Source organism: Aminobacter sp. GW821-FHT11F06, from assembly GCF_058808215.1.
On record NZ_JBXARL010000007.1, the window covers coordinates 206,188 to 218,332 of the forward strand.

12 protein-coding genes are annotated in these 12,145 nt (G+C 60.6%); 5 read left to right on the top strand and 7 right to left on the bottom strand.

The annotated features are described in order from the left end of the window. Nucleotides 1-9: 9 nt before the first annotated feature. From AC1RTB_RS18375 to AC1RTB_RS18405, 7 genes are all read right to left on the bottom strand, one after another. Nucleotides 10-1,089 carry a glycosyltransferase gene (locus AC1RTB_RS18375; RefSeq protein ID WP_492880098.1) on the bottom strand — a complete coding sequence of 360 codons (1,080 nt, stop codon included), beginning with the start codon at nt 1,087-1,089 and terminating at the stop codon, nt 10-12. After that, entirely contained in the window at nt 1,086-2,453 is a 1,368-nt protein-coding gene (locus AC1RTB_RS18380) for a UDP-glucose dehydrogenase family protein (RefSeq protein WP_492880097.1), read from the bottom strand. Before AC1RTB_RS18380 ends, AC1RTB_RS18375 begins: the two co-directional genes overlap by 4 nt. Nucleotides 2,454-2,516: 63 nt before the next feature. Beyond that, nucleotides 2,517-3,323, bottom strand: a complete 807-nt coding sequence (gene exoK, locus AC1RTB_RS18385; protein ID WP_492880096.1) for an endo-1,3-1,4-beta-glycanase ExoK — start codon at nt 3,321-3,323, stop codon at nt 2,517-2,519. A 145-nt stretch (nt 3,324-3,468) separates the two neighbouring features. After that, nucleotides 3,469-3,837, bottom strand: coding sequence for a hypothetical protein (locus tag AC1RTB_RS18390; RefSeq protein WP_492880095.1), 369 nt, complete (start codon nt 3,835-3,837; stop codon nt 3,469-3,471). Between the two features lie 34 nt (nt 3,838-3,871). After that, entirely contained in the window at nt 3,872-4,897 is a 1,026-nt protein-coding gene (locus AC1RTB_RS18395) for a glycosyltransferase family 2 protein (protein WP_492880094.1), read from the bottom strand. A 292-nt stretch (nt 4,898-5,189) separates the two neighbouring features. Then, nucleotides 5,190-5,462, bottom strand: coding sequence for an exopolysaccharide production repressor protein (locus AC1RTB_RS18400; RefSeq protein WP_492880093.1), 273 nt, complete (start codon nt 5,460-5,462; stop codon nt 5,190-5,192). Nucleotides 5,463-5,843: 381 nt separating this feature from the next. Beyond that, entirely contained in the window at nt 5,844-6,065 is a 222-nt protein-coding gene (locus AC1RTB_RS18405) for a hypothetical protein (RefSeq protein ID WP_492880092.1), read from the bottom strand. On the opposite strand from AC1RTB_RS18405, the gene AC1RTB_RS18410 reads away from it, so the two are divergent. The 5 genes from AC1RTB_RS18410 to AC1RTB_RS18430 all read left to right on the top strand — a co-directional run bounded on the left by AC1RTB_RS18410 (nt 6,064) and on the right by AC1RTB_RS18430 (nt 12,130). Then, complete coding sequence (locus AC1RTB_RS18410; RefSeq protein WP_492880090.1) at nt 6,064-6,738, top strand: sugar transferase; 675 nt, start codon at nt 6,064-6,066, stop codon at nt 6,736-6,738. The genes AC1RTB_RS18405 and AC1RTB_RS18410 overlap by 2 nt on opposite strands. 98 nt (nt 6,739-6,836) lie before the next feature. After that, complete coding sequence (locus tag AC1RTB_RS18415; protein WP_492880089.1) at nt 6,837-8,087, top strand: polysaccharide biosynthesis/export family protein; 1,251 nt, start codon at nt 6,837-6,839, stop codon at nt 8,085-8,087. Between the two features lie 19 nt (nt 8,088-8,106). Then, complete coding sequence (locus AC1RTB_RS18420; RefSeq protein WP_492880087.1) at nt 8,107-9,369, top strand: O-antigen ligase family protein; 1,263 nt, start codon at nt 8,107-8,109, stop codon at nt 9,367-9,369. A 394-nt stretch (nt 9,370-9,763) separates the two neighbouring features. Beyond that, entirely contained in the window at nt 9,764-10,375 is a 612-nt protein-coding gene (locus AC1RTB_RS18425) for a TadE/TadG family type IV pilus assembly protein (protein ID WP_492880086.1), read from the top strand. After that, nucleotides 10,376-12,130, top strand: a complete 1,755-nt coding sequence (locus tag AC1RTB_RS18430) for a pilus assembly protein TadG-related protein (RefSeq protein ID WP_492880085.1) — start codon at nt 10,376-10,378, stop codon at nt 12,128-12,130. Nucleotides 12,131-12,145 lie beyond the last annotated feature (15 nt).

The window sequence follows — 12,145 nt, forward strand, 5'->3', positions numbered from 1 at the left end:
AAAGCCAAGTCAGGCCGCCCGGTGGAGGCTGCCTGCCGCCGCACGATCGAGCACCGCCATGAAGGTGGCGAACTGGGCATCGGGGTCGAGCTGCGGACGATGTGAGAATTCGCGCGCGGCCGTCGACAGGCGCTCATATTCGGCCCTGTCGTCCCACAGGCATCGTACCGCGCCAACCCACGCATCAAGCGGCGCATCATAGTCGAGGACCACGCCGCCCTTGCCGATCGCCTCAGGCAATCCGCCACGACGCGAGCCGACGACGGGAATACCACTGCAATGGGCTTCGGAAGCGACACGGCCCCAGGCCTCTTCCCATTTGCTCGGCGCAAGCAGGATTTTGGTGCGACCGTAGACCGTCTTCATGTCGTTGGTTCGACTTTCGAGCCTGACATTGCCAAGCGGTGCGATGATCTCTTCGATACGCGCGCGGTGGTCATCGGCAAGCTTCCAGCTTTCGACAAACAGGAAGGGAATGTCGGGGCAGCGCCCGGCAACGCGCACGGCGAGTTCGAAGCCCTTTTCCTCATAAGGATTGATCAGCGTGACGTATTCGCCTGTCGTGGGCGTGTTGTAGTGCCCCGGGTTGATCGTTGGCGGAATGACGATCGATTCAATGCCGAACCGTTGCCCGTAGGTGCGCGCGGTGAATTCCGAATTGGCGATGTATTGCGCCGACCGAAGTTCGCTGAGGTCGCCACCCAGCTCATGGAACTCCACATTCCTGAGATAGACGACCAGGGGTATGCCCTGGGCCTCCAGCGCCTTGCCGATCGGCACCGACTTGTGACACTGCACAACCGCGACGTCAGGTTTCAGCTTCTGCACGGCGAAGCCGGCAGCTTCCCACGGGAACCAGGCGCGGACCACCGGATAGCCGGGAAACGTGTCGATGACGGCGCGCTGCCCGAGCAGCTTCATCTTGGCCCTTGCCTTGAAGCCGAACATGCCGCCGCCGAACAGGGCGGCGAGCACGGAGGCCTCGTGGCCATGCGCTCGCAACTGTTCGACCAAGTGATGCGTGCTCGACTGGACGCCACCGCTGAATTCGGGTGTGTAACCATTGCCGCCGGCAAAAAGGACCCTCATGCGGCCAGCTCCTTTGTCGCTCGCTCGGCCTGTTCGCCGGCCTTCCTGCCGATGCTGATATAGTCGATGCCGTGGCGGGCAAGCACACGCGGGTCGTAGAGATTGCGGCCGTCGAAGATGACGGGGGTTGCAAGCGCCTGCTTGATCACCTCGAAGGACGGTGCGCGGAAATTCTTCCATTCGGTGGCGATCAGCAGCGCGTCGGCGCCGCGCAGCGCCGCCTCCTTGGTGCCGCACAGCAAAAGATCGTCGCGCTGGCCGTAGACGGTCTGCGCCTCGTTCATCGCTTCGGGGTCATAGGCCTGGACCTTGGCGCCGGCGGCCCACAAAGCCTCCATCAGCACGCGGCTTGGTGCCTCGCGCATGTCGTCGGTGTTGGGCTTGAAGGCGAGCCCCCACAAGGCGAAGGTTTTTCCCGCCAACTCGCCGTTGAAATAGGCCGACAGCTTGTCGAACAGCACCGCCTTTTGGCTGTTGTTGCGCTCTTCGACCGACTTCAGCAGCGTCGCATCAAAGCCTATGCCATCGGCGGTGCGGATCAGCGCGCGCACGTCCTTGGGAAAACACGAGCCGCCATAGCCAAGGCCGGGATAGATGAAATGGTAGCCGATGCGCGGGTCCGAGCCGATGCCCTTGCGCACCTCCTCGATGTCGGCGCCGAGCAGCTCGGCGAGGTTGGCCATCTCGTTCATGAAGCTGATCTTGGTCGCCAGCATGCAATTGGCGGCATATTTGGTGAACTCGGCCGAGCGCACGTCCATCACGACCATCTTCTCGTGGTTGCGGTTGAACGGCGCGTAGAGCTCGCGCATCACCAATTCGGAGTCTTCGCTTTGGGTGCCGATGATGATGCGGTCGGGCTTCATGCAGTCGGCGACCGCCGAGCCTTCCTTGAGGAACTCCGGGTTGGAGACGACGTCGAAGGCAAGGTCCTCGCGGGCACGACCTCTGAGCGTCTCGGCGATCTTGGCCCGGACCTTGTCGGCGGTGCCGACCGGCACCGTCGACTTGGTCACCACGATCTTGGGGCCAGCCATCTCGCCGCCGATCACCTCGGCCACCGACAGCACATATTTGAGGTCGGCCGAACCGTCCTCGCCCTGCGGTGTGCCGACAGCGATCATCTGGATCTCGCCATGGCGCACGGCCATCGCCGCATCGGTGGTGAAAACGATGCGCCCAGCCGCATGGTTGTCGCGCACCAGCGCTTCCAGTCCGGGCTCGAAGATCGGGATCAAACCCTGGTTCAGCCGCTCGACCTTGGCGGCGTCGACATCGACGCAGACCACGTCATGGCCGACCTCGGCCAAAACCGCCGCCTGCACAAGCCCGACATAGCCAATTCCAAATACCGTCAAGTTCATCCGGTCAAATCCTGTTGATTGTGATGAGGGAAGTCCAGCATCGGACTGCTTGTCGTTTGCGGGTCACTGCAGCTTGCAGGCGACCGATTCGTTGAACTGGCAAGGCTCGCCGAGTGCCGTGAATGCCACCCGGTCGACGGCCATCGTCACCGGCTTGCCGGGATCGACAAACGGCCCCATCCATTCCTTGAGCGTGTCGGTGCCCCAAAGGCTGAAGAATATCTTCTGGGGATGGCTGGGCAGTTGCGAGGCATCGGTCACCTCGTGCACAAGCTTGCCGTTGACATACCAGCGCAGCCGCTCCTTCTCCCAGACGAAGGCATAGTCGTTGAAACCCTGGTCAGCGCCACCGGCAACATCGACCAGCTTCTCGTCGTTCGACTTGCCGCCGACATAGGCGTTGACCTGCACCTTGGAGGGGTCCTTGGTCAAAACCTCGAAGTCGATCTCGTCATGCGGCTGTTTGTGTACCGGGCCGATATAGGTGAAGAACGCGGCGTTGAGCCCCGAGCCGGTGCCGGTCTTCATCCGCGCTTCATAGGTGCCGTAGCTGAAGCGCTCCTTGGTCTGCACTTCGGCGCAGGAATAGTCGCGGTTCTTGAACGGCTTCTTTTCGAAGCTCAGCACCAGATTGCCGTCGGCGAGCTTGAGCTGCTCCTTCGACCAGGTGCAGTTCTGATGCTTGCCATTGTCCCAACCGTCGGAGACGAACCAGCGCGAACTGCTGAAATTGTCGAACGTCTCGACAAACGACTTGCCGGTGGCATCCTGCGCCACCGCGCCACCTGTCACCGCAAGCAGACCGGCGAGCGCGACCGACAGCTGCAAGACGCCGCAGCGGCCGGCAACATGATTTTTGTTTTCGTTCATAGCCAAGTCATCCTTGTGCCTGCATGCCTCCCGCCCGGGAACCACATCCCAACACCCGGCCAGGGTTGCGCCCGGCCGGCAAACTTGTTCCTCCATTGAATTTTGTTGCCGAGTGTTGCCGAAGCGAGATCGCTCCCGCCTGCGGCTACGTCGTCGGCTCTCCCACAGTCTCGCGACCTTCGGCATCAAACATGTCGACCGAATGACGAAGCCCGGCGACAAACTCCGCCTGCCTGCCCAGCACCTCGATACGCCGCAGGCAGTTCTTGAGCGCTTCGGTCAGCCGATCCATCTCCGCTGCCCGCCGCAACGACACCGCTTCGTTGTCCATGGCTTCGACCAGAAACGCGGCATTTGCCGAGACCGCCTCATAGCGGCTCCTGATGCCGGTTTTCTCGGCCTCGATCCCGGAAGCGAGCTGATCAAGCGAGCGCGCCAGCTGTTCAAAACGCGCGCGGTCCGTATCTCGGTCGCGGTCAGGACTGCGGGTGCGGAATGCGAAGATTGATGCCATGCGTGCTGCTCCACGTTGGAAGTCGGGCGTCATTTCAACTAGCGCCCGCGTTCTCGCCGGCAACCGCCGTGCCCGACATCAAATAGTGGTAGCTGGGTTCACCCGTGGAAGGCGCGCGGGACAACACCCGGCGCAGCGGTTCGATCTTGTCCATGACGACACCACCCACGACACCGGCCAAATTCGAAGGGGAGCGAAAAGCAAACGCGGCTGCGTCGGCGAGCCCGCTGGTCGCCTTGAGGTCGAGGAAGCGACGCAGGCGATACTTGTCCCTGACATGGCGTTCATGCCGGCGCAGCACAGCCTTGAACTCAGCCGCAACTTCTGGATTGCCCAGAAGCGAAAGATCCGTGTCGGCGAGCCGCCGCAAATCCTCGGTGCGATGCCGGCCGCTGAGCGAATCCGGGCGCACGACAGCACCGTAGCCGCAGGACCGGATCAGCTTGAAGCGCGCGCCATTCAGCATTGCCCTGGCATAGAGCGCGTAGTCTTCACCCAATCGCAGCGATTCATCGTAGCTCAGGCCATGCGCCTCAAGCACCGCACGCCGGATCACCGGCTTGAGGAAGCCGAGTTCGCCGCGCTGGGCGCCGCGTCGCGAAATGTTCTTCTTGATGAACTGCACTGGATCAATGAACTCCGGGGCGGCGGCGAAGCTGGCCACGTCGCCTGCAAGTACGGCCCGCGAGGCGGCTGTTTGAACAAAGACGATGTTGTCAGCGACAAGATCCCAGTCGGAACCACTCAAGAGCCTGCTGAACCTGCCGGCCAGGAAAAAATCGTCGGCGTCGAGAATACTGATCAGCGGCGCCTTCGATTGCCTTATGGCTAGGTTGCGCGCGAATGAGGGGCCACTATTGACATCGAGCCGCAGCACCAGAAGCCTGCCACTGCCATCTTCGGCGGCGCGCGCCACAGCTTCGGTCGCGTCGGTCGAGGCATCGTCCACGACCACGACCTCAGCCACTTCGGGCTCCCGCAGCGCCGAGGCAATAGCTGTCGCAATCGTCTCTGCCGCATTGTGCGCGGCAATGATGACACAGACGTCGGTTCCGCTCATGTCGGTAGCCTTTCCGTCGTAGTCCCGCCCCGGCCAGAGCTATATTGCACCTGCGAACATGGGAACCCCAACTTTTGTTACGGCGATTCACGTTCCGGCGTGCGGACGGACGGTCTCGGGTCCGCTGGTACGCGGCTTACCAAGGCGTGCAGGCGGATCGCATCGATCACATCCCGCTGCTGCGATTGTCGTAATGATCACAATGCAAAGCAGCGTGTCGGCTCAGGCATGGCCCGGAAAACAACGATGGAACATGGGGCGACAGCGAGCGTTTCCGCCACAGGTCATGTGCTTAGTGAGCGCTGCCTTTAGGGGTGAGATCATCAGCAGGCACGGCGGTAGCGGCTTCCGCCGACGCTTTCGCGCTGTTCTGGCTTTCGGCATGTTTTGGTGCGCTGCGAAGCACCATCGCAAGGATCGCCAGGAAGTATCCGACCTGCAGAATCACGGCGCAGATGACGACGCGCAGCAAGATCATGCTCCAGCTTGCAGCATCCAGATAAGACCACAGCGCAACGATCACGATCACAATCGCCAGACCGAGGGTGAACTTTGGCAACGTCATTTCGTTTGACCGCCTGCCTGAGGCAGCGGCACCAGATTCGTCACGATTTTACTTGCCATGCCTCTAGCCCTCGCAAGCTTCCGCCAGCGCCCATTTCCTGCATTTACCTTGGCGCAGACGTATTGATGGCCGGTCAATCCGAGGAACGTTCTTCCATTATATTGGTCAGCCCGTATCTCAGCAAGCCGAGCACTCTGTCGCAGCTCGTCCTTGAGGGTGCGGGCGCATGTTGCACTGCATGAAATTCAAAATGGCAAGCTGCCCGACAATCGTTGCAATAGAACTGTTTCATCACCCCGTTCAAATTCATCCGTCAAATCCAGAACTCATTGTTCCCAACGGCTGTCCGCAGAGCGAATCGCCAATAAGCGCCGAATTTACTTAGGCGGCACCAAGGCAAACCGGCATATTTGCTTCTTCTGAAATACAGCAGCCGATGACCGAAAAGCTGTCACATTGCGCTTTTTCCGTGCAACCTGCGGTCGGCGATCGACCCTTCATTGGCATCATTGTTTCAAACGCCAAGAAATCGTGTTTTGCAGTGCAGCATTGCGCGGCTATCTTTGCCCTGGGCGGGTCATTGACCAACTGGAGTTGCAGCATGAGGAATATTGCCAAGTCGACCAGCTTGGAATTTCCACACGCGGCCACGGATTTTCCACCGCTGGGTGGCGCAATCAAGCGCGGTTTCGACATCGTTGGCGCCAGCACCGGGCTCATCGTTTTGAGCCCGCTTTTCTTGCTGATCGCCTTGCTGGTCAAGGTTTCCGATGGCGGGTCTGTGTTCTATGGCCATCGCAGGATCGGCCGCGCCGGCCGGATTTTCCGTTGCCTCAAGTTTCGCACAATGGTGCGGGACGGCGATGTGGTTCTTGCCGCGCATTTTCGCGACAATCCCGAGGCCAAGGCCGAATGGGAGACGGCTAGGAAACTCAAGGACGACCCGCGTGTCACACGCGTCGGTGCCGTGCTGCGCAGGCTCAGCCTCGACGAGCTGCCGCAGATCGTCAACATCCTCCTGGGTGACATGAGCATTGTCGGTCCACGTCCGGTGGTACGCGACGAGCTCGAATATTACGGCAAGGCCGTGGTCTTCTACTTCAAGTCGCGGCCCGGCCTGACAGGCCTGTGGCAAGTCAGCGGACGCAACGACGTCTCTTATGACAGCCGGGTGGCGTTCGACCGCCACTATGTCGAGAACTGGTCGCTCGCCGGAGATATCCGCATCATCCTCAAGACGGTTCCGGCCGTCTGCATGTCGCGCGGCAGCTACTGAGTGAGCCGCAATCGAGGCTGCGCTCGGGCGGGAGTGCAGCGTCTCCCCTCGCCCGCCGGCGTCCCCGGATTTCAGCGGCACAGGAACGGACGACAGATTTGAAACTACACCTCGCACCCTTTCCCCGCAGCCGCGCATGGCGACTGCTGAACGGCATCACTTGTCTTACACTGGTCTTTTCGGCATCAGCGGCTTTCGCCGACGACTACCAGCTCGGCACCCAAGACAAGCTGACCATTCGCGTCGTCGAATGGCAGACGGTCGAAGGTGCGTTCCGCGACTGGTCGTCGGTCAGCGGCGATTACACAATCGGACCATCCGGCAAGCTGTCGCTGCCCTTCGTCGGCGAAACGCCGGCATCGGGCAAGACCACCGCCGAGATCGCCGAAACCATAGGCAAGAGGCTGCAGGAAAAGTTCGGCCTTTCCGACCGGCCCGAGGCGTCGGTCGAAGTGGCGCAATACCGCCCCTTCTACATCTCGGGCGACATCAAGACGCCGGGGCAATATCCCTACGCCCCGGAACTCACTGTGCTCAAGGCGATCAGCATCGCTGGCGGCATGCGCCGCGGCACCGAGGGGGCGCGTACCGAGCGCGACTTGATCACCGCCGAAGGCAGCCACGCCGTCCTGTCCGACGAACAGCTCCGCCTGATGGTCACCCGCGCCCGCATCGAGGCCGAACTCGCCGGCAAGACAGAGGTCGAAGCCCCCAAGGACATTGCGTCCCTGCCCGCGGTCCCTGGAATGATCGCCGACGAGACCGCCATCATGGTCTCGCGCCAGAAAAAGATCACGCTCAGGCTGCAGGCTCTTGAAGACCTCAAGGGCCTGCTCGAACGCGAGATCGTGTCGCTGGGCCAGAAATCCGAAACGCAGAAGCGCCAGGTCGAGCTTGCCAAGAAAGAACTCAGCGGCATCGACACGCTGGCCCAGAAGGGCCTGGTGGTGAACACGCGCCTGCTTTCGACCGAGCGCTCCATCGCCGAGATGGAAGGCAAGATCCTCGACCTTGACACGGCGATGCTGCGGGCCAAGCAGGACATCAGCAAGGCTGAGCAGGAAGCGATCGACCTCAAGAACGACAACGAGTCGGAACTTGCCGTCGAACGCCAGAAAGTGGTGGCGGAGCTGAACGCGGTGACGCTCAAGCTTGGAATGCAAAAGGGCCTGATCTCAGAAGCGGGAGGCGTTGCTCCAGCATCTGCTGGTGCCGAACAGGCACTTTCTTACGTGCTTGTCCGCAAGAGTGACGGCAAGACCAAGGAAGTCGCAGCGACCGAGGATACGCCGGTGCTGCCCGGCGACGTCCTGAAGGTCGAGCGCGCTGGCGGGCCTCTCATCCAGTAGCTGCGGCAGGCACACCAAGATGCGGATCAGAAAGGCATTGCTGGTCGATCCCGGCCAAAACACGCTTTACGGCGCCTTCGCGGTCGCCGTGTCGTTTTTCGTCTTCGCCTATTCCTTCCGCCTCGGGCAGATATCGATCCTGATGTATTACGCGGTCTGGCTGCCGCTGATCCTGGTCGATTATCGCTTCACGCTCGGGCGCCTGGCGCGCTCGCCGCAACTTCTCGCCTTCGCGCTGATCGCGTGCCTGTCCTATTTCTGGTCCGACGCGCCTGATGTGACCAGCCGGGCCGCGCTGCAATATCTGTCGCATGTCGTTTGCGCCGTGATCGCTGCCCGCGTGATCGACGCCCGCACGCTGAGCATCGGCGCCATGGCCGGCATCGTCGTGGTGCTGATCTACTCCGTCCTTGTCGGCAGCTCGGTCTACGATGCGCTCGACGGCACCTACAGTTTCGTCGGCGCCTTCGGCTCGAAAAACCAGCTTGGCTTCTATGCATCGCTGGGCGTGCTTCTCGGCTGCTATTTCGGCCTGTTCCTCACCCGCAGCCGCATCGCGCGCCTGCTTGCCTTGGGCGTCGTGCTCCTGTCGGCAGCGCTGCTGGTCATGTCCCACTCGGCAACCTCGATGCTGGCGACGCCAGCGGCCGTCGCCCTGGTGATTGCGATTGCCGGTCTCGAAGCGTTCTCTCCCAGCCACCGCAAGATCTTCTTTCTTGCAGGCTCGGTGCTCGCTTGTGCGGCAGTGCTCGCGGCACTCAATATCGGCGCCGTCGACATGGTGCTCGGCGCTTTCGGCAAGGACACGACTTTGACCGGGCGCACCTATCTCTGGCAGCAAGGGCTCGACGCAGCATCGAGCGCGCCCTGGCTCGGCGTTGGCTACCAGGCCTATTGGGTGCAAGGCTTCTCCGAAGCGGAGCGGCTGTGGAACGAGTTCTACATCGCCTCGCGAACCGGATTCCACTTCCACAACACCTATATCGAGGCGCTGGTGGAACTCGGCTATGTCGGTACAGCAGCGATCATCCTGCCTCTGCTTGCCGTGCTCCGGCTCTGCATATGGCGGCTTCTCAACGAAAACGACTGGACCGAACCGCTGTTGCAGACAGGCCTGCTCGCGCTGCTCGTCATCCGCTCCTTCTTCGAGGTCGACATACTCCAGCCCTACGCGATCGGCTCGTTCCTGCTCTACTACTGCTGGGCTCGCGGCAAGGAACCGGCACCGAGCCGAAGAGCTGCCGGGTCGTCGGCAACGATTCAATTGTCACGGGCGACCTGAAATCTGCGTCGTTGCGGCATCGCGAAATTCGCGTGCCGGTAGCACCTCTCACTTGCTTCGACGCCATGCCTTTCAGCCCGATCGGGAAAAATGTCACGTATTCCGCTACCTAAATCGATGCAGATCTCGATCTCGGCCACGCTTCTTGTTCAAGCCTTGTAGATCGCGATTATCCAGTTTGTTTCTTCACTCGGCACCTCAACAAAACTCGCGCATAAATTGCAGAAGACTTTACTTTGATTGTCGTTTCCGGTTTGAACATTTCTTGAACACGCCGCTTCAAAATGAGGCACATTAGCAAATCTATAATCTTCCAAGCGCAGCCTGTTGTCGATCTTCGAAATCTCTCATCCCTGAGACCGAAAGATCTTGGCAAACGCCAAACAGGTGGCATATGATTAAATATACCTTCCTTGTATACAGACAATATTTTCGCTATCTTTCGCTTCTATCAAGTAATATTCCCAGAAAATGGCGAGCGCTCCGCCAACGCCATAGGTTAGGAGCGGATGGTTCTAAGCCTTTCACCGAGCGGATTTCCCATTTAACCCAATCAACTGGTCCCCAACGCAAAGTTCGACCGCCCGGCCCCAGTCTTTTCCTTCAATCACAATCCGGCACGTCGGCAATCGAATTCGCCATCGTCGCCCCGATCTTCATCCTCCTCGTCTTCGGGATGATTGCTTACGGTATTTATTTCGGCGCCTTGCATTCCGTCCAGCAGATGGCAGCCGACGCAGCCCGCACTGCCATTGCGGGTCTTGACGAGACCGAGCGCAAGACACTTGCGCAAAGATATCTCGATCTCAACGCCAGCGAATACGTCCTCATCGACAGGAAAAAGCTATCCGTCGACGTCAAAGACAGCGACGCGAATGGCGAACAGTTCGTCGTCTCACTGAGCTACGACGCCCGCCAGCTTCCGATATGGAACCTGCTGCCGATGCTGCCGATGCCGGAACCGACAATCAAACGTTCTTCGACAATTCGGGTGGGAGGTATCTGAATGTTTGCGACAGACAACCTACGAACCTTCTGGGCTTCGCAAAAAGGCAACATCGCGACGATGTTTGCCCTGACGCTGCCGATCGGTCTCGCGGCGGCCGCATTGGCGGTCGACGAAGGCGCACTCTATGTCGAGCGCCGCGAGGCACAGTCGCTCACCGACCTCGCAGCCATTTACGGTGCCGCCAACATCGGCAAGGCCGACGCTGCGGTGCTGAAAGTGTTCAGCAACAACAGCCAGGACGGTGTTGCCCTGGTCGGCGACTTCAACGTCCAACCGACGACTGTGGGTTACCGGCAAGTGGCGGTCGAAAAGGGGCGCTATGGGGCCGATCCAACTGTCGAAGCCGGAAAGCGCTTCGTTGTGGGCGCGATGCCTTTCAATGCGGTCCGCGTCACCTACCGCAAGGACGGCACGACCTATTTTGCCAACGCGCTGATGGGGCAACGGACGATCGTCACAAGTGCTGTCGCCAGTGCTCCAGCCGAGGCCGCATTCTCCGTCGGCTCCCGGCTCGCAAGCTTCAAGGGCGGCATTCTCAACGACATACTTGGCAAGTTGCTGGGTACCACGATCTCGCTCAGCGTGATGGACTACGAAGCGCTGCTCGGGGTCGACGTCAACGCGTTGCAGTTCATCGACGCCCTCGCCACCGAACTGCATGTGACGGCCGGAACTTACAACGATGTGCTGAAATCACAGGCGACTGTCGGACAGATCGTATCCGCTCTGGCCACGACGACGAAAGACAAGAACGCCGACATCGCGCTTGCCAAGCTTCTCGGAGCACACATCCCGGGATCGCTGACGGTGCCGCTGTCTCATTTCGTCGACCTGGGTCATATCGGCAAGCTGGCATTGGGGCACGGCGCCGCCGCTTTCGACGCCAATGTCGGCATCATGGAACTGTTGAGCGCGGCAGCCGCTATCGCCAATGGCAAAAATCAGGTCGCGCTGGACGTCAACACCGGCATGCAGGGCCTAGCCGGCGTCGCCTTGAGCATCGCCATCGGCGAACCGCCTCAAGGGGGCACATGGTTCGCCATTGGCGAATCCGGCAAGATCGTCAGGACCGCGCAGACCAGACTGCAACTCGTCGTCACTGTCGGCGGCTCCGGCGGACTTGTTGGAAGCGTTCTGGGCGGTTCAATCAGAGTGCCGCTCTATGTCGAGCTCGCTTACGCCGAAGCACAACTCAAGAGCGTTTCTTGCCCCACCGGCAAGCCGGCCAGTGCGGTCGTGACGGTCGCCGCCCAACCTGGCGTTGCGGAAGTCTGGCTAGGCGACATCAATCCCGCAGACCTCAGGGTCTTTACCAAAAAACCAGTGGTACAGCCCGGGCAACTCGTGAAGCTCAATCCAGTTGGCCTCAACGTGCTCACCGTTGATGTAAAGGGCGCAGCCAACGTGAAGATCGGCAACTTGTCGCCGACGTCACTCACCTTCAACAAGAACGACATCGACACCCGCACCGTCAAGTCTGTGTCGACGCGCAATCTCACGCAGTCTTTGACCGCCTCGTTGCTTGGCGGATTGACACTCAACGTCAAGCTCGATGTCCTTGGTCTCGGTCTTGGCCTCTTCGTGCCGTCCGACGCCGCCGTCAAAACCGCCATCACCGGCCTTTTGTCGGGCGTCACAGCACCCATCGATGACCTGCTCTATGGCGTCCTGACGCTGGTGGGCGTGAAAGTCGGCGAAGCCGACGTCCGCGTCCACGGCGTTTCGTGCGGCAGGTCGGTGCTGGTTCTCTGACGCAATCGGCCCGGA

Bases quoted from the DNA above. Each gene is read 5' to 3' on its own strand.
- AC1RTB_RS18375 (WP_492880098.1), bottom strand. From the start codon at position 1,089: ATGAGGGTCCTTTTTGCCGGCGGCAATGGTTACACACCCGAATTCAGC.
- AC1RTB_RS18380 (WP_492880097.1), bottom strand. From the start codon at position 2,453: ATGAACTTGACGGTATTTGGAATTGGCTATGTCGGGCTTGTGCAGGCG.
- exoK (WP_492880096.1), bottom strand. From the start codon at position 3,323: ATGAACGAAAACAAAAATCATGTTGCCGGCCGCTGCGGCGTCTTGCAG.
- AC1RTB_RS18390 (WP_492880095.1), bottom strand. From the start codon at position 3,837: ATGGCATCAATCTTCGCATTCCGCACCCGCAGTCCTGACCGCGACCGA.
- AC1RTB_RS18395 (WP_492880094.1), bottom strand. From the start codon at position 4,897: ATGAGCGGAACCGACGTCTGTGTCATCATTGCCGCGCACAATGCGGCA.
- AC1RTB_RS18400 (WP_492880093.1), bottom strand. From the start codon at position 5,462: ATGACGTTGCCAAAGTTCACCCTCGGTCTGGCGATTGTGATCGTGATC.
- AC1RTB_RS18410 (WP_492880090.1), top strand. From the start codon at position 6,064: ATGAGGAATATTGCCAAGTCGACCAGCTTGGAATTTCCACACGCGGCC.
- AC1RTB_RS18405 (WP_492880092.1), bottom strand. From the start codon at position 6,065: ATGCTGCAACTCCAGTTGGTCAATGACCCGCCCAGGGCAAAGATAGCC.
- AC1RTB_RS18420 (WP_492880087.1), top strand. From the start codon at position 8,107: ATGCGGATCAGAAAGGCATTGCTGGTCGATCCCGGCCAAAACACGCTT.
- AC1RTB_RS18425 (WP_492880086.1), top strand. From the start codon at position 9,764: ATGATTAAATATACCTTCCTTGTATACAGACAATATTTTCGCTATCTT.
- AC1RTB_RS18430 (WP_492880085.1), top strand. From the start codon at position 10,376: ATGTTTGCGACAGACAACCTACGAACCTTCTGGGCTTCGCAAAAAGGC.